Source organism: Streptomyces spiramenti (assembly GCF_012034385.1).
Taxonomy (GTDB): domain Bacteria; phylum Actinomycetota; class Actinomycetes; order Streptomycetales; family Streptomycetaceae; genus Streptomyces; species Streptomyces spiramenti.
Genome location: NZ_JAAVJB010000107.1, coordinates 1 through 17,072, shown reverse-complemented (window position 1 = coordinate 17,072; position 17,072 = coordinate 1). Strand labels below are relative to the sequence as shown.

Genomic DNA, 17,072 nt, shown 5'->3' with positions numbered 1-17,072 from the left:
CTCCTGGCCACCTACGGCCGGGACCGGCCCGAGGGGCGGCCCCTCCTGGTCGGCTCCCTGAAGTCCAACATCGGCCACACGCCGAACGAACCGCGCGCACGCCGGACCGCGGCCGGGCGCCGACCCGAGTCGGCGGACAGGCGGCGGTCGGCGGGGCCCGGCCGGATCAGGGCAGGCGGCGGAAGAGCAGGTCGTTGACGACGTGCCCCTTGTTGATGCCCTGCTGCTCGAACCGGGTCAGCGGTCGGAACGAGGGCCGCGGTGCGTAGCCGCTCTCGGTGCCTGCCGCGTTCTCGAACGACGGGCTGGCCGAGAGCACCTCCAGCATGTGCTCCGCGTACTCCTCCCAGTCCGTCGCGCAGTGCAGCAGCGCGCCCGGAGCCATGCGGGAGGCGCACAGCTCCACGAACTCCGGCTGGATGATGCGCCGCTTGTTGTGCCGCTTCTTGGGCCACGGGTCCGGGAAGAAGACGCGGACACCCGAGAGGCAGCGCCCGGAGAGCATGTCGTCCAGCAGGTGGTTGGCGTCGCCGTTCGCCACCCGCACGTTGTCCAGCCCTCGCTGCTCGGCCAGGCGCAGCAGGTTCCCCTGGCCCGGGGTGTGGACGTCGACGGCGAGGATGCCGGTCGACGGGTCCGCCGCCGCCATCTCGACGGTCGCCTCCCCCATGCCGAACCCGATCTCCAGGACCACCGGCTTCTCGCCGAAGAGCGCTCCGAGGTCGACGGCGGTCTCGGCGTCGACCTCCAGCCCCCAGCGTGACCACAGTCGGACCAGCGCCAGGCGCTGCGCCTCCGTGACCCGGCTGCGCCGCGGCACGAAGCTGCGGATCGACAGCGCGTGGTCGGGCGCCGGGTTGGCGGTGGGACCGACCCCGGGCGGGAACTGGCCCGGCGTCGGCCGCGGGTTCTCGCTGTGCTCCCACGGTCGGCGGTGGCCCGGCGGCCGACGGCGCGCGCTGCCGGCCGCACCGCCTGTGGCGTCGGGATCGCCCGCCGCGTCGGCGCCGCTCGCCGTGTCGGGATCGCCTGTCGGCTCGGCCTCGGGGGTGGCGGCCGGCGCCTGGTCCCGCCCGGTCGCCTCGCCCGCGGCGGACGCCTCGACGGTGTCGGCGGTGTCGGCCACGGGCGTCTCCTCGGGAGCGGGCGAACCGGCGTTGGACGAACCGGGGGCGTGCGATCCGGCAGGGGCGGCCGACTCGGCGCCCGGCCCGGCGGCGTGGGAGTGAGGGGGCTGGTGCATAGTGCCCCGATTTTACGTTCGCGTCCCCGGCCGCGTCGCCCGGGCGGCGAGCCCCCCGCGCATACCCCCCGCGCCCCGGTGCCCGCCCCGACGCCGGGGCGCCCGACGCCGGCTCCCGAGCCGGGCGAGCAGCCCGCTGCCCGCGCCCCCGCCCCGCCGCTGCAGCCACGCTCGGTGTCGCGGCCCGGGCGGGCGGCTCCTCAGCCGCCGGCGAGCCGCCGCAGCGTCCGCTCGGCGATCTCCCGGCCGATGGGGAACGCGGCGGTGGCCGCCGGGGACGGCGCGTTGAGGACGTGCACGCTGTGCGGTCCCTCCGCGAAGCGGAAGTCGTCCACGAGCGTCCCGTCGGGCAGCACCGCCTGCGCCCTGACCCCCGCGGGTGCCGGGAGCAGGTCCTCGGGCTCCACCGCGGGGAGGAGCCGCCGGACCGCCGCGGCGAAAGCGGCAGGGGAGAGCGACCGGCGGATCTCGGCGGCCCCCGTGCGCCAGTAGCGGGCGGCGAGCCGCCGGGTCCCGGGGTAGCCGAGCGTCGACGCCATCCCCACCGGGTCGACGGCGGACCAGCGGTACCCCTCGCGTGCCAGGGCCGGCACGGCGTTGGGACCGGCGTGGACGGTACCGTCGGTGCTCCGCGTCAGGTGCACGCCGAGGAACGGCAGCGCCGGGTCGGCAACCGGGTACACCAGGCCGCGCACCAACCGCGCCGCACGCGGGGCGAGGGTGCGGTACTCGCCGCGGAACGGGATGATCCGGAGCCCCGGGTCCACCCCGGCCAGCCGGGCGAGCCGGTCGCCGTACAACCCGGCGCACGTCACCAGGGCCCGTGCCCGGAGCACATGCCCGACCTCGGTACCGACGGCCACACCCCTGCCGGGGCGCTGGTCCACCGCGGTGATCCGCGCCCCGTACCGGACGTCGAGGTCCGCGGCGAGCCGTGCCGCCACCGCGCGGAAGTCGCAGACGCCGGTGCTCGGCACCCGCAGCGCCGCGACCGCGCGCACGTGCGGCTCGACCGTCGAGAGCTTCCGCAAGGACAGCTCCTCCACCACCACTCCGTTGGCGCGCCCGCGCTGCGCCAGGTCGCGCAACCGGGGCACGTCCTCGCTGGTCGTCGCCAGTACGACCTTTCCCGGGCGGGCGTGCGCGATCCCGTTCGCGGCACAGTAGGCGAGCATCTCCGCCGCGCCGGCGACCGTCAGCCGCGCCTTCAGCGAGCCGGGACGGTAGGCGACACCGCTGTGGACGACGCCGCTGTTCCGCCCGCTCTGGTGCCGGGCCGGACCGGTCTCCTTCTCCACGACGACGACGCGCAGCCGCGGGTCCGCGGCCCGCAGGGCGTGCGCGGCGGCCAGCCCCACGATCCCGCCGCCGGCGACCAGCACATCGCAGTCGTACGGTGCCCGTGTCATGTGCTGGATCATGCCGGAGAAGCGAGGAGCGGGCGAGCGGCCTCCAGGAGCTCTTTGACGACGGGCTCGTTCTCGTACGGCTCCAGGCGGTGGAGCAGGTCGCGGACGTAGTCCGTCGCGCGGGCGGACGAGATCCGGGCCGCCATCTCGATCGCGCGGGTGCCGATGGCGCACGCCGTGTCCAGGTTGCCGGACTCCAGCTCCGCTATCGCGGCGACGACCAGGCGCAGGCCGTGCGACCGCGCGAAGTTCTCCGTCGGGTCGGACAGCGACTCCTCCGTGAAGCGCCGCGCCTGCCCGGGCGCCTTGAGGTCGGTGTAGCACTCGGCGGCGTCGGCGGCGAGGCGGTCGTAGGCGTAGAAGTCCAACCAGCCCGGGTCAGGGTCGCCCGACCGGGAGCGTTCCAACCAGCTCTCGGCGGCGGCCAGCGCCACCACGCAGGCGTGCTTGTCGTTCGCCTTCGCCAACGCGCGCGCCTCCACCAGCCGGAAGAAGCTCATGGTGCGGGCGGTGGCCAGCGAGCGGTTGCGTTCCAGCGCCGCCTGCGCGAGGTCCACGCCGTCCTCGGCGAAGCCGCGGTACGTCGCCTGGAGGGACATCGACGCCAGCACGTAGCCCCCCAGCGGGACGTCGGCGGCGGCCCGCGCCAGCCGCAGCGCCTGGATGTAGTAGCGCTGCGCCGCCTCCTGCTGCCCGGTGTCGAAGGCCATCCAGCCCGCGAGACGGGTGAGTTCGCTCGTCGCCCGGAACAGCGAGCGCCCCACCTCGTCCGTGTAGCTGCCCAGCAGCAGGGGCGCCGCGTCGGTCCGCAGACACTCCGGGACCATCGCGGAACGCCAGTCCCCGCCGCCGTACTTGGAGTCCCAGCGGCGCGCCTCGTCGGCGGCCTCGCGAAGCTTCGACACGTCGGAGTGGCCGACCCGCCCGACGCTCCCGTCGCGGTCGCGGTGCGTTCCCACCTCCGCGACGGCCGGGTCCCCGGGGTCGCGGCCCTCACCGCGTCCCGCCGGGTCCGTGCCGTCCGCACGCCCCGACGGCCCCTCGGCTTCCTCCGGTGCGGCGGGACCGGACGGGTCGGCCGGCTCCGGGGCGCCCGCGACGTCGGCGGCGGCGTCCCGGGCGACGGAGGCGTCCGCCGGCGATATGAGCCAGCGTGCCGCGGGGGTGGCGTAGGCGCTGACGGAGAACGAACCGGCGAGCGACTGCCACACGGCGCGCCCCGGCGAGGAGTCGAGCTGGTACAGCTCGGTCGCACCGCGTACCGCCTCGGCGACGTGCCGCGGGAAGCCGAGGCCGACCTCCGGAGTGGGGTCGGTGTCCGCCAGCCCGATCTCGTGCAGCGGGACAGGCCGGCCGAGCTTGCTGCTGATGGCGGCGGCGATGAGGTGCGGTGCAGAACCCTGCGGCACCATGCCCTTGGTCACCCACCGGGCGACCGACGTCTTGTCGTAGCGGAGCGTCAGACCGCGCTGCGCTCCCAGGTCGTTGACTCGGCGTGCCAGCCCGGCGTTGCTCATGCCGGCGAGGACGAGGACGGTGCCGAGCTTCTCGTTCGGTCCGCGTGACTGCCTGGACATGCGCACCCCTGAACACCACCGACGGCAACCCCGCGACCAGCACAGGGCTTTCCGCGCTTCCGCCAACCCAGCGTAGTTCGATGCCTTCTGACCGTTAAGGGTCCCGCCGCCGGATGGCTGGTCTTCAACGGTGGCGATCTGCGGTCGAGCGGTTCGCCACCCCCGCCGGTGACGGCTGTCGAGACCGGTCGAGCGGCCCGGTCCCACCTCCCTGGGAACGTGCCCGCGAGGCCCCCGGTCGCGCTCCCGGCATGTGGCCGTGCGCCTGCCCGTGCGCTCTGTGCAGGTGAGGGCCCGAGGTCTTGCATGGTGTGGGCGTGGGTCGGTCCGCCGCGCTCTGGAAACCGGTGGGCCGGGGGAGGCCGCCGTCCCACATCCCCGCGGACGGCGGTCGTGACCCGGGAGTCGACCAGCGTCTCCCGGGTCACACCTGTCCGTTGCCCGCCTGCGATGTCGCCCTGGGGTGAACTCCGGCCAACAATGGCCGGATCGCGCTGGTTTCCAGGGGTGCAACCCGCCACGGGGCGATCACCCCTGCCCCGCGACGCACCACCCCGTACCGAGCCGTTGCACCCGCTCCCATGGCAGCATGGCCCCACTGTGTCCCGACTGCCCCACCGATCCTGGGGGTCGGGACGCACCCGAAACAGCCCGCGCGGCGGGCACGGTCCGGTGGGGGAGGCGGCATGCGATGGCTCGTGGGGTGGTGCGGAGCCTCGATCAGCGCTGCTCGCGACGTACTGCCGCTGGGAGCGCAGCCGTTGTGGGAGGGGCCCGACCCGCTCTGGGCCGTCGGTGACTGGCGCCCCGACGAGATCCGCCTGGTCCACGCCGACGGCGACACCCAACTCGCCGTGCTCGGCCACTGCGGCGCCGACGACGCCCGGCTGCGCTCCGCACTGATCTCCGCCCGCGCCGGAGCGCTGCGCCAACTGACGATGTTCCCGGGAAGCTACACCCCCGTCGCCCGGTTCGGACGACGCACCGTCATCCCCACCGACCTCGCCGGCCTGCACCCCGTCTTCCACGCGGACTGGGCCGGCGGCACCGCCTACGCCACCGCGGCCCTGCCCCTCGCCGACCTCATCGAGGCCCAGTTGGACATCGGGCAGCTCGCGACGATGCTCGCCTGCCCGGAGTCGCTGGAAGCACTGGGCGACGGCTCGCCCTACGCCGGCGTCCGCCGGGTGCCGCCCGGCCGCGCGCTGTCCCTGCGGGAGGGCGGCGTCCGCGATGTCAAGGACTACGAACCGGCCGTCCCCACCGTGGTGGCCGCCCCCCAGGTCGAGCAGGAGGCCGCGATCACCGGGGTCCGGGACGCCCTGGTCGAGGCCGTCCGCGCCCGGCTCGCCGCACCCCGCCACATCAACGAGCCCGTCGCCCACGAACCCGCCCACGGCGCCCTCCCCGCCGGGGCCGCGGCGGTCGGCGGCGGGGGAGTCGGCGGCCCCGGGCCGGCGCACGACGGCCCGGTCGGCGGCCACGGCGCCGCACCCCGCGACGGTGCGGAACCCGCGCCCGGCGTCGGGGCCGACCTTTCCGGGGGAAGCGCCTCCACCACCCTCGCGCTGCTCGCCGCCGGACTGCCCGGCAGGCCCGGCACCATCTTCGGCACGGGCTCCACCCTCGCAGGGGAACGGCTGCTCGCCGTCACCTTCAACGACCTGACCCCCGGCACCCCCGAGGGCCACGCCGCCCGTCTCGCCGAGCTCGAACGCGCCCGCGCCATAGGCGAGGACCCCCGGCTGCACCACGTCGTGGTCGCCGCCGCCGAGGAGGCTCTCCCCTACGCCGGGCTGGACGAGGTGCACCTCACCGACGAGCCGGGCCCCTCCCTCGTCGGCGTCGCCCGCCACCGCAGCCGACTCGCCGCCGGCAGCGCCGACCACATCATCGGCAGCGGCGCCAGACACGTCCTCGACGCCCACCCCGCACGCCTCGCCGACCTGCTGCTCGACCGCAACCGACGCTACGTGCTGCGCCCGGTGACCGCGCTGGCCCGCGCCAGTCGCGACGGCAACCGCTCGGTGCTGACGCCGCTGACCATCTACCGCGCGGCCCGCCGACTCGCCCGCACCCCCTACCGCGACGGGCTCGCCGGCGCCGCCACCCACCTCCGCGGTGTCTCCGGCCCAGCGGCCGACAACGCCGACACCGCGCTTGCCACCTCCCTCGCCTCCCTCTCCTGGAGCCGCCCCGGCCCCGCCGCGCGCTGGCTCACCGGCGAGGCGCTCGCCGAGGTCTCGGTCAGGCTGGAGGCCGCCGCCGCGCACCCCCGGCACAGCGCCGACAACGGCCGCCCCGGCGTACTGCGCGCCCGCGCCGCGCTCGCCCGCAGCGCGGCCGACCACCGCATCTTCGTGCAGGCCGCCGAACGCCACCACCAGCGGCTGCACGCGCCGTTCTACGACAACCAGGTGGTGCGCGCCTGCCAGGCGCTGCCGGAGACACTGCGGGTGCAGCCCGGCGCCCGCGCCGAGGTGCTCCGCGCCGTCCTGGAAGGTGCGGGCGTCCGTGAACTACCGCCCGGCTGGGGCGCGTCGAGCCGGGAAGCAACCGCCGAGAGCACCCTCGCCGGGGTGCGCTCCGCGCTCCCGGAGCTGATGCAGCTGTTCTCGGCACCGCTGCTGGCCGACGCCGGTCTGGTCGACGCCCGCGTCGTCCGCAAGGCGCTGCGGGCCGCCACCGAGGGCGAACCGCTACCGCTCGACGGCATCGCCGAACTGGTCTCCATGGAGGTCTGGTTGCGGCGCCTGCTCGCCCGCCGCGGCTCCTGCTGGTCGACCTCCGGCGACCACCAGCCGCGCGCGGTGACCAGCGGCGTCACCCCCTGAACCCCGCCCCCCCCGGGCGCGGAGGGGGCGCCGAGCCCTGTCCGGCGTGGCCCCCCGACAGCGCCGGGCCACGGTCGGCGCCCGTGGCGCCGCCCGGCAGCGTCAGCCGCACTCGATCGCGGACTCGGCCCAGCTCGCGAGGCCCAACGCCCCCAGTGCGCCCCGTGCCTCGACCACCAGTCGCAGCGACTGCACCCCGTCGACCGGCACCCGGAGCGGCTGCGACGTGTCCCCGCCCGCCATCACCGGGGACGTCCACAACCTGGACCCGTCACCGTGCACGGAGAAGACCGCGCCGCCCAGCGCCGCCGTCGAGTCGTCGATCCCCACCCGCGCCCGGTACACCTGGCACGGCCGGTTGAGGTCGATCGTCACCGAGGACACCGTCGAGACGGTGATGCCGTGCGCGTGCCGCTCGCCGCCGATCGAGAGTCCCGCCCGCTGCCACGTCCAGCTGCTGCCCAGCAGCCGGAGCGTCGGCTCGTCGGAGTTGCCGAGCAGGTCGTAGGAGAGGGACCGGACCTCGTAGGACTCCCGTTCGGGCTCGGGCTCGGGCTCCGGCTCGGGTTCCGGGTCGGGCTCCACGGCCTCGGGAGCCTCCGGAGCCGGCTGTGACGGCTGTGACGGCTCGGCCTCGGCCTCGGGCTCCGGTTCGGGCTCCGGTTCGGGCTCCGGTTCGGGCTCCGAGCGGGCCGGCGGTTCCGCCTCGACCGGCGGGTCCGGTTCGGGTCGGGGGGGCGTCGGGTCCGCGACGTCGGGGTCCGGCGACGACGGGGGGTCGGGGTCCGGCTCCGGCTCGGGCGCCGTCTCCTCCGCCGGCGGTGGCTGCGTCTCGGGCGCGGGCACGGCGGCGCCCGGCTTGTCGGCCACGTCCCGGCCGGGTTCCGCGGTGCCGCCCATGAACAGCAGCGCCAGGGTGGCGGCGGTGACCGTCGCGGCGACCGCGGCGGCCATCCCCACCTTCACCGGGGCGCCCAGCCCCTCGGAGGCGGCACCCCCCGACGCACCCGCGCCACCGCCGGCGGCAGCCGCGGAGCCGCCCGCGCCGGCCGCCGCCGCACCGCCCCACACCCCGGCGCCCTTCAGCGCGGACTCCGCGGCGAACCAGCCGATGACGGCGATCGGCAGCACCGAGCGGATGTGCTGGTTGAGGTCCCGGACCTCCAGCGCCGCAGCCGAGCAGGCGTCGCACTCCCGCAGGTGCTCCCGCAGTCCGCGCTCGGCCCGGGACCGCAACCCGCCGCGGGCGTAGGCACCGAGCCGGTCCGCGTAGCGGGCGCACCCCCCGCCGTCGGTGAGCGCCCGGCTCACGTGCGCCTGGAGGTAGGCCTGCTTCAGCCCCTCACGCGCCCGGTGCGCCAGCACCGACGTCGCGTTGGGCGTGAGCCCCAGCAGCGGGGCCACCTCCTGAGGAGAGGACTCCTCCACCGTGGTGTGCCACAGCACGGTCTGCCATCGCTCCGGCAGGCTGCGGAACGCCTGCACCGCCATGGACCGTTCCGCGCCGTGCATCGCCCGCACGTCCGCGCCCGACTCCGCCGTCTCCGCGACGCGTTGCCCGCCAGCCGCGGCGGAGACCGCGAACACCGCGAAGTCGTCCACGAGTTGTTCCCTGCGGGCCGTCCGCGACCACGCGGCGGCGACGCGCCGGACCGAGGTCAGCAGGTAGGCCCGTACCGCGGTCTGCGGCCCGGCGCCGCCGCGGATCGCCTGGAGCGTCGCCGCGAACACCTCGTTGGTGAGGTCGTCCGCCGTGTCCGCGTCGCGGCAGCAGGTGCGGGCGTACCGGCGGACGGAGTCCACGTGCCGGCGGTACAGCTCCTCCGAGGCGAGCGCGTCACCGCCGCGGATCAGACGCACCAGCTCCAGGTCACCGGCTTCGGCGGGTCCTCCGGGGGCCGCCCCGGGAATCGAGTCGAAGGGGCCGGGGCCGGCGAACGGTGGCGGCGCCGCGCCGGCGCGCGCCCGCTGGCGCGGGACCGCGTGACCCTCGGCCTCGTGCTCCCGCGCGGCGCCGTCGTCCTGCGGTGTGCCGTCCCACGGGGTGCCGTTCGCGGTCGTACCGGATTCGGCGCCCGCGGCGGCCTCCCCGCCGGCGCGCCCGTCCGGCGTGCCCGCGGCACCGTCCGCACCGCCTGCCGGGGCGGATGCGGCGCCGCCGGACGGCGCCCGCACCTCGGCCGTCCCGTCAGCACCCTCGGTACCTTCGAGCCCGTGCACGCCCCCGGAATCGCTCGCCCCGGCGAACCGGTCGGCCTCCCGGCCTCGTTCCCCGGGCTCCGCCTCCTGGAACGGTGGCGGTACGGGCACCCCCGGCGCCTCGTCGCGTTCCACCGCCCCGAACGGACGGCCGGGGTCGGCCGGTCGCGACGAGGAACCCGCGCCGTTCGCGGCGCTGTTCACGCGGTCGGCTGCGGTGGCAGGCGTGGAGGACGCCCCGGGCGGGCCGGACTCCCCGCGCTCACCCTGTGGTTCGCCCGGACCGTCCATGCTCATGCGGTAAGCCCCCGAGGCTGTCTGCGTCCCTGACCGAGCCCCCTTCGGCCCGCGCGTCGCAGCGCGCGGGGGCTCAACGCGTAGCGTCCCACACGGAGGGCCGCGTGTGTGCCGCCGTTGGCCGGAACCACCCGTCCGTGCGAGGCCCCGGTCTCAGCTCCTCGCGGGCCGCAGCCCCTGGAGCAGGATGTCCAACAGCCGTGCGGAGAGCGCGGCCCGGTGCACGGTGTCCGCGACCGGCGGCGGCGCCGTGGCGATGACCAGCAGGACGTCCGCCACTGCGGCGTCGGAGCGCAACTGGCCTGCCAGCCGTGCTCGTTCGACCAGCCGCGACAGCAACTCCAGCAGCTCGTCCGTCTGTTCGGGTGCCGAGTCGGCCGCCGGCTCGTCCGCCGGTTCGTCCGCCGGCCCCGGCGGTGCGACCGCCGCCGGCGAACCGGGGGGATCGTCGAGGTCCTCCCGCGCCGCTCTCGGCTGCGGCACCCGTTCCGCCGCGGACTCCGCTCCGCCCCGGCCCCCTCCGGCCGCCGCGCCGCCCGCCGCGTCCGTCGCCGCGGTGCCCGCCGTGTGCGCCGCCGGGACGCCGAGCCCCACACCCGCCGCGAACAGCTCCGGCAGCAGCCTGCCGCTCCGCGCCGACGACGCGAACCGCACGAACCCCTCCAGCGCGGTCCACGGCTCCGCCGGCTCCGAGAGGGAGGACAACGCCCGCTCGACCAACCGCCGGGTCTCCAGCTCCGTGACGTACCTGACCAGGGCCTCCTTGTTCGGGAAGCGGCGGTACACCGTCCCGACGCCGACCCGCGCACGCCTCGCCACCTCCTCCACCGGCGCCTCGTACCCCTGCTCGCCGAAGACGTCACGGGCGGCGTCGAGCACGTGCCGGAGGTTCCGCCGCGCGTCCGTCCGCAGCGCCGACCCCCCGCCCGGCCTGGCCGCCGCCCCGGGACGGCCCGCGCGCGAGCCCTCCCCGGACACCGAACAGTCGTCCCTGCCCTCCGGCCCCCGGGCCGGACGACCGCGCCGCCCGGCACCGCTCGCGGACCGCTCCTGGGCTTCCTGAGAACGCATACCTGTCTCCCCCCGGTTCCTGCACCTGCGCCGTCCCCCCGAACGGCACCCCACCCTGCGGCGGAGAGCGGCACCACCGCTCCTCCGACGTACGAACATAGTTGAGGCCGCCGACACTGAGAAGAGGGCGAATACGGCCCACCGCGCCCCTATCGGAGCAGCGTCCCGCCGCACCTGTGGACAAACGCAGCCGACCCTGTGCCTCATGGACGAGTGACGAAGGAACCCACCCGCATTCTCGTGGCCGGCGGCGGATACGTCGGCCTCTACACCGCGCTGCGCCTCCAGAGCCGCCTACGTGGCGAGCTGCGGCGAGGGGTGGTGGAGATCGTGGTGGTCTCCCCCGAGCCGTACATGACGTACCAGCCGTTCCTCCCCGAGGCAGCCGCCGGCTCCATCTCGCCCCGCCACGTGGTGGTGCCGCTGCGACGGATACTGCCGCACTGCCGGTTCCTCGCCGGCGAGCTGGTCTCCGCCGACCCCGCCACCCGGACCGTCCGCATCCGCACCCTGGCCGCGGAGCAGTCCGACGGGGAGCCGGAGTCCGTGCGCTACGACCACCTCGTCCTGGCTGTCGGCTCCGTGTCCAGGACACTGCCCGTCCCGGGACTCGCCGAGCACGGCATCGGCTTCAAGACCGTCGAGGAGGCCATCGGGCTCCGCAACCACGTGCTGGAGCAGCTCGACGTGGCCGCCTCCACCCGCGACCCCCAGGTCCGGGACGCCGCCCTCACGTTCGTCTTCGTCGGCGGCGGCTACGCCGGGGTCGAGGCCGTGGCCGAGTTGGAGGACATGGCGCGCTACGCCAGCCGCTACTACCCCAACGTCAGCGGGGACGAGCAGAAGTGGATCCTCGTCGAGGCCACCAACCGCATCCTCCCCGAAGTCGGCCTGCGCATGGGCGAGTACGCCGTCCGTGAGCTGCGCGGACGCAACATGGACGTCCGGTTGAGCACCCGGCTCGACGCCTACGAGGACGGCGTCGCCGTTCTCAGCGACGGCACGCGCCATCCGACGCGCACGCTGGTGTGGACCGCAGGAGTCAAGCCCAATCCGGTGCTCGCCGCCTGCGGCGTCCCCCTCGACGAACGCGGCCGCATGCGCTGCACCCCCCAACTGCGGGTGTCCGGCGTCGACCGTGTCTGGGCCGCGGGTGACGCCGCGGCCGTCCCCGACCTCTCCGCCGACGATCCGGCGCCCGACGGGAAGCCCGCGCTCTGCGCCCCCAACGCGCAACACGCCGTGCGTCAGGCGCGACTTCTGGGCGACAACATCGCCCGCGTGCTGCGCGGCCACCAACCGGTCTCCTACCGCCACCGCTACGCCGGTTCCGTCGCCTCCCTCGGCCTCCACAAGGGCGTCGCACGGGTGTACGGCCGACGCCTCAAGGGGTACCCCGCCTGGCTGATGCACCGGACCTACCACCTCAGCCGCGTGCCCACCCTCAACCGCAAGGCACGCGTCCTGGCGGAGTGGACACTGGCCGGGCTCTTCAAGCGCGAGATCGTCTCCCTGGGCTCGATGGAACACCCGCGAGCGGAGTTCGAGGCCGCGGCGGGCAGCGACCGCGCCCCCGGAGGGCCGTAGTCTTGGACCGACGGCCCGCGCGCTGACGGCGACGCCCGAGACCCTAGCCACGCCATCCCGGCAGGTTGACCGGGCTACTGGGAGAGACCAGGTGAAACTGACCCGCTGGGGCATCCGGTTGCCCGGCACGCAGCGGCGCGCCGCCTCCGCCGCGATCACCGCGGCCAAGCCGGTCCCCGCCGCGCGCGACGGCCGGCCCGGCCGCCACGAGGCCCGGACCGCACCCGGCGCCGAACCCGCCGAGGAGAACCACCACGTGGCACACACCGACGGCAACGACCCGCCCGGCGGACCGGGAACGCCCGGAACACCCCACGCCGCGGCGACCGACGCCGAGTTCGTGCACGGACCGGCGGTGCACGAACTCCTCGGCCAGGTACCCGCGCCGGTGGCCCTGGTCCACGGCGCGGACCACCGCGTCGCGTACGTCAACGAGGCGTACGCCGCCCTGTTCGGCCCGCGCACCCCCGGCAGCCCGGCCCGGGAGTCCCTCACCGAACTCGAAGAGCTGGGGCTGGTGCCCCTGATGGACCAGGTCCGCCGCAGCAACACCTCCCGCACCATCAAGTCCCGCCGGGTGCAGGGCCCTCGGCGCGACTCCTTCCACACCTTCACCTGCACACCCGTCGAACTCTCGGCCCCCGACGGGCCACCGGTGCGCGGCGTCCTGGTCTTCGCGGCCGACGTCACCGACCAGGTCACCTCCGCCGAACGTCTCCGTGAGAGCGAGGGGCGCCAGCGCGAGACCGCAGTCACGCTCCAACGAAGCCTGCTGCCGCAGGAGTTGGAGCAACCGGACGAGCTTCGTGTCGCCGCGACCTACCGACCCGGCGGCACCGAGACCGCCGTCGGCGGCGACTGGTACGACGTCATCACCCTCGGCGCCGGACGCACCGCCGTCGTCATCGGCGACGTCATGGGCCGCGGCGTGCGCGCCGCCGCCGTCATGGGACAGCTGCGCACCGCGGTCCGCGCCTACGCACGCCTGGACATGCCGCCCAACGAGGTGGTGCAGCTGCTCGACGGCCTCGCCTCCGAGATCGACCCCACCCAGATCGCCACCTGCGTCTACGCCGTCCACGACCCGAGCGAGGACACCCTCTCCTACGCCTCCGCCGGCCACCTGCCCATCGTGGTCCGCCGCCCCGACGGAACCGTCCACCGCACGCCCGGCCCCACCGGGCCTCCGCTGGGCACCGGCGAGTGGGTCCACGAGTCGGCAGCCATCCCCTTCCCGCCCGGCAGCAGCGCGGTGCTCTGCACCGACGGCCTGGTCGAGCGCCGGGACGCCGACATCGACGCCGGCCTCGACACCATGGAAGAGGCAATGGCCGTCGCGGCCGACTCCCCGCAGATCCTCTGCGACCGGCTGCTCCGCGCGCTGGGTATCTCCGACGGCCACGACGACGACGTCGCCGTCCTCGCCTTCACCCGACCGCAGCCGGAGGGGGCGGACGCGGGCCTGTTCCGCGCTGCCGCGCTCGACCTGCACGGCGGCATCGAGGCGACTCCGCGCGCACGCGCCTTCGCCGGCGGCGTCCTCTCCTCCTGGCGGTTCCCGGACGAACTCCGCGACCTCGGCGTGCTGACCGCCAGCGAACTGGTCGCCAACTCCGTCGTGCACGGCAAGGCGCCGATGAGGCTGCGACTGCGGCGCACCGACCGCCGCCTCATCATCGAGGTGACGGACGGCGACGAGCACCTGCCGCGCCACCAGCAGGTGCGCCTGGCGGACGAGACCGGGCGGGGCATCGCGCTGGTCGCGGCCGTGGCGACGGACTGGGGGACCCGGCGGCTCCCGGAAGGCGGCAAGTCGGTCTGGGCGGAGTTCGCCCTGCCCGCCGCTCCCGCGAACTGACGGGCGGCGCCCGGTACCGACGCGAACGATCCGGGCGGCGCCGGCAGCCGCCCGGGTCCGTCACCCGGGTCCGTCACCCGGGTCCGCCGCCCCCTACCGTCACCCGGCGGTGCTGCCGCAGCCCGCGGGCTCCCGTTCCTCGCTCCCCGCGAGGACCGTCACCGCCGCGGCCACCGGTTCGTCCACCACGACCACCCGCACGGGCATCGCCCCCGCAGCGGTCGGCCCCGGCGTCGGAGCGGTCCCGCAGTCGGTCACCACCGGCACCACCACCGGCGACGCCGCCTCGGTGCCCGGCGCCGTGGGGCCGCCGGCCGGGTCGGTCCCGACCGTCCCGTACTCCTGGTCCGGGGTCAGCCGCCGGCCGAGCCGCAGCGCCAGCACCGACACCGCCACCGAGGCCCCCGTGACCAGCACCAGGTACGGCACGTACGCGCCCACCGCCGCGAGCAGACCGCCCACGGCGGGTCCCACCGCGAGCGCCAACTGCTTCACCAGGGCGAAAGCCGCGTTGTAGCGACCGATCAGCCGGGCGGGCGCCAGATCGGCCACCAGCGGCGCCACCGTCGGTGACAGCATCGCCTCACCGACGCCGAACAGCGCGTACGTCGAGATGAGCAGCCCCACCGCGACCGCGTGCGCCACCGGCAGCAGCCCGGAGGCGGCAGCGGCCAGCCACGCCACCGTCCAGACCATGCCGACCAGGGCGATGACCCTGCTGCGCCGCCTGCCCTCGACGAACCGCAGCACGGCGTACTGGGTCACCACGATCGCCGCGGTGTTCGCGGCCAGCGCCATGCCGAGCGTGCTCGGCGGCACCCGGGTCACCTCCACCGCGTACGCGGCGAGCCCCGCCTCGAACTGCCCGTAGCAGGCGAAGAAGAGGACGAAGCCGAGCACGCAGAGCAGCAGCATCGCCGGATCGGCGAGCACCGCGCGCATGCCGTCGGCCGGTGGCACGGAGCCGGCGCGGGCCCGGTCACGGGAGCGCCGCCGGCCCGTCGGCCGCCCGTCGGACGCGGCGACCGGCGTGTGCGGGGCGGCCCCGGGAGCGCTGCGCGGCAGCCGCACGGTGGCGACCACCGCGGCCAGCACCAGGAACATGACGGCTTCGGTGGTGAAGAGGAGAACGAAGCTCCCGGCCCGGTGCTCGTCCACGATGAGCCCGCCGGTGAGGCCGCCCAGGCCGAGCCCGAGGTTGGCGAGGAAGAACTGGGTCGCGAACGCCCGGGACCTGCTCGCAGGGGTCGAGCACCAGACGATCATGGTGGCCAGCGCTGGTTGGAGCATGGCGAGGCCGGCCCCCATCACCGCCGCCGACAGCAGCACCGTCGGCGCGGTCGTGGCGAAGCCGAAGCCCAGGGCACCCGCCGATGCGGCGGCGGCTCCGGAGAGCGCCACGGGCAGCGGGCCGCGCTGGTCGATGGCCCGCCCGGTGAAGGGCAGCACCAGCAGCGCGGCGACGGCGAACGCCGCCAGCGTGGCACCGGCCGCCAGATCACCGAGCTCGCGTACGCGCGCCACGTAGAGGAACAGATACGGCACCGTGAAGCCGTTGCCGAACGCGCTGAGCGCGTTACCGATCTGGATGCGACGCAGCGCGGAGCCCGTCCCGGTCAGCTTGTCCACCGTCCCCCTCGCCTTTCTCGTGGTTCGGCCGTGCCTCCGTCCGCGCTCGCCGGCACCGCCGGTCCACGTGGACGGGCCCCGAACCGACGGGGACCGCCGGACTCAGGGCCGAAGAGTTCGAAGCTAAAATTCGATATCAAAGACTACAGGGCCGAGGTGTTCGGGGTCGAACGAATAGGGGGTGACGTGCGATACTCCCCGCCATGCCTCCCAAGCGTCGGCGCGAGCCGACCCTCGACGAGCAGATCGCCATCTACCTCCGGGAGTACCAGGACCTGGACCCCCAGGTGGAGAAGGTCGTGAACGCCCTGTCGCGCCTCGACCGGCGGATGAGCGTCGCGTACAGCCGCCATCTGGGCGCGGCGGACCTCAGCCAGGGCGAGTGGGAGGTGCTCAAGGCGCTCGTCATGGCCGGCGGCCCCTACCAGCTGTGGCCCGGCACCCTTTCCAACAGGCTGGGGCTGACGCCCGCCGCCATCACCCACCGCATCGACCGGTTGCTCGCGGCGGGGCTGGTCACCCGCGAGCGGGACCCCGGCAACCGGGTGCGGGTCATCGTCGGGATCACCGAGGCCGGCCACCAGAAGTGGCTGGAGGTGATGCGGCTCGCCTCGACCTTCGAGGAAGGCCTGCTGCAGGACCTCGACCCCCGGGAGCGAGGGGTGCTGGGGGAACTGCTCACCCGGCTGCTCCGCCGCGTGGAGGACGCTCAGCCGGACGCCGGCGGGCGGCTCACCGACCTCGACTGACCCCCTCCCGCCCCGTCCTGCGGGCGAAGCCGCAGCCGGTACGAGCGGTGTGCCGCCTGGATTTGACGCTCCAGACGTGTCTGCGTAATGTTCTCCGAGCTGCCACGGAGCCGATCGGTTCCCCAAGCGACGCAGAGCGTCCCAGGAGGCGGCAACCACTGCCTAGGTGCATCTGCCCTTTCGGGTGTGTTTTCGTATGCGTTCGCGTATGTCGAATTCACGTCCGGGCCGGTTTTGAATCGGTCGGGGAAATGCTCTAACGTGGTGGACACGCCGGAGGGCGCAAAGCTCGAAAGGCCCCGCCGGCCGGGGGTCAGAAACACGAAAGTGAGTCTGATAGAGTCGGAGACACCGAAGGGGAAACCCGGAGGGAAAGGCCGAAAGGCCGAGAGTTTGTCCCCGCCGACCGGGGGTCAGGATCACGGAAGTGAGTCTGGTAGAGTCGGAGACACAAAGAAAGACCGAAGGGAAAGCCCGGAGGGTCTGCTGGAAGGCAGTCCGAAGGAAGCGTCCGTTCCTTGAGAACTCAACAGCGTGCCAAAAGTCAACGCCAAATATGTTGATACCCCGTCCGGTCGGCAGGTTTCCTGCTGGTGGACGAGGTTCCTTTGAAGAAACA

10 protein-coding genes are annotated in these 17,072 nt (G+C 74.9%); 4 read left to right on the top strand and 6 right to left on the bottom strand.

Annotated features, from left to right (window positions below):
* Window positions 1-166 precede the first annotated feature (166 nt).
* The 3 genes from trmB to HCJ92_RS14080 form a co-directional block, all read right to left on the bottom strand.
* Window positions 167-1,126 (bottom strand): tRNA (guanosine(46)-N7)-methyltransferase TrmB, encoded by a 960-nt coding sequence (gene trmB / locus HCJ92_RS14090; protein ID WP_420824709.1) that lies wholly within the window; start codon window positions 1,124-1,126, stop codon window positions 167-169.
* A 317-nt stretch (window positions 1,127-1,443) separates the two neighbouring features.
* On the bottom strand, window positions 1,444-2,652 hold the full coding sequence (gene lhgO, locus HCJ92_RS14085; RefSeq protein ID WP_245240865.1) for an L-2-hydroxyglutarate oxidase: 1,209 nt from the start codon (window positions 2,650-2,652) through the stop codon (window positions 1,444-1,446).
* A gap of 8 nt (window positions 2,653-2,660) precedes the next feature.
* Window positions 2,661-4,229, bottom strand: coding sequence for an NsdA family TPR-like regulatory protein (locus HCJ92_RS14080; RefSeq protein ID WP_167933921.1), 1,569 nt, complete (start codon window positions 4,227-4,229; stop codon window positions 2,661-2,663).
* Window positions 4,230-4,915: 686 nt separating this feature from the next.
* Between HCJ92_RS14080 and HCJ92_RS14075 the strand changes: the two genes are divergently transcribed.
* The gene (locus HCJ92_RS14075; protein ID WP_167933920.1) at window positions 4,916-7,063 is read left to right on the top strand and encodes an asparagine synthase-related protein; all 2,148 of its coding nucleotides are present in this window, start codon (window positions 4,916-4,918) and stop codon (window positions 7,061-7,063) included.
* 102 nt (window positions 7,064-7,165) lie between these two features.
* On the opposite strand, the gene HCJ92_RS14070 is transcribed toward HCJ92_RS14075, so the two are convergent.
* Both HCJ92_RS14070 and HCJ92_RS14065 read right to left on the bottom strand, forming a co-directional pair.
* Window positions 7,166-9,397 carry a sigma-70 family RNA polymerase sigma factor gene (locus tag HCJ92_RS14070; RefSeq protein ID WP_338054175.1) on the bottom strand — a complete coding sequence of 744 codons (2,232 nt, stop codon included), beginning with the start codon at window positions 9,395-9,397 and terminating at the stop codon, window positions 7,166-7,168.
* A gap of 315 nt (window positions 9,398-9,712) precedes the next feature.
* On the bottom strand, window positions 9,713-10,438 hold the full coding sequence (locus HCJ92_RS14065) for a helix-turn-helix domain-containing protein (protein ID WP_338054174.1): 726 nt from the start codon (window positions 10,436-10,438) through the stop codon (window positions 9,713-9,715).
* Between the two features lie 405 nt (window positions 10,439-10,843).
* On the opposite strand from HCJ92_RS14065, the gene HCJ92_RS14060 reads away from it, so the two are divergent.
* Entirely contained in the window at window positions 10,844-12,217 is a 1,374-nt protein-coding gene (locus HCJ92_RS14060; protein WP_167933918.1) for an FAD-dependent oxidoreductase, read from the top strand.
* A 91-nt stretch (window positions 12,218-12,308) separates the two neighbouring features.
* Window positions 12,309-14,075, top strand: a complete 1,767-nt coding sequence (locus HCJ92_RS14055; RefSeq protein ID WP_167933917.1) for a SpoIIE family protein phosphatase — start codon at window positions 12,309-12,311, stop codon at window positions 14,073-14,075.
* Window positions 14,076-14,174: 99 nt separating this feature from the next.
* Here HCJ92_RS14055 and HCJ92_RS14050 read toward each other — a convergent pair whose 3' ends face one another.
* Window positions 14,175-15,704, bottom strand: a complete 1,530-nt coding sequence (locus HCJ92_RS14050) for an MFS transporter (protein WP_167933916.1) — start codon at window positions 15,702-15,704, stop codon at window positions 14,175-14,177.
* A gap of 203 nt (window positions 15,705-15,907) precedes the next feature.
* Here HCJ92_RS14050 and HCJ92_RS14045 point away from each other — a divergent pair, with 203 nt between their 5' ends.
* Complete coding sequence (locus HCJ92_RS14045) at window positions 15,908-16,453, top strand: MarR family winged helix-turn-helix transcriptional regulator (protein WP_167933915.1); 546 nt, start codon at window positions 15,908-15,910, stop codon at window positions 16,451-16,453.
* Window positions 16,454-17,072: the final 619 nt, after the last annotated feature.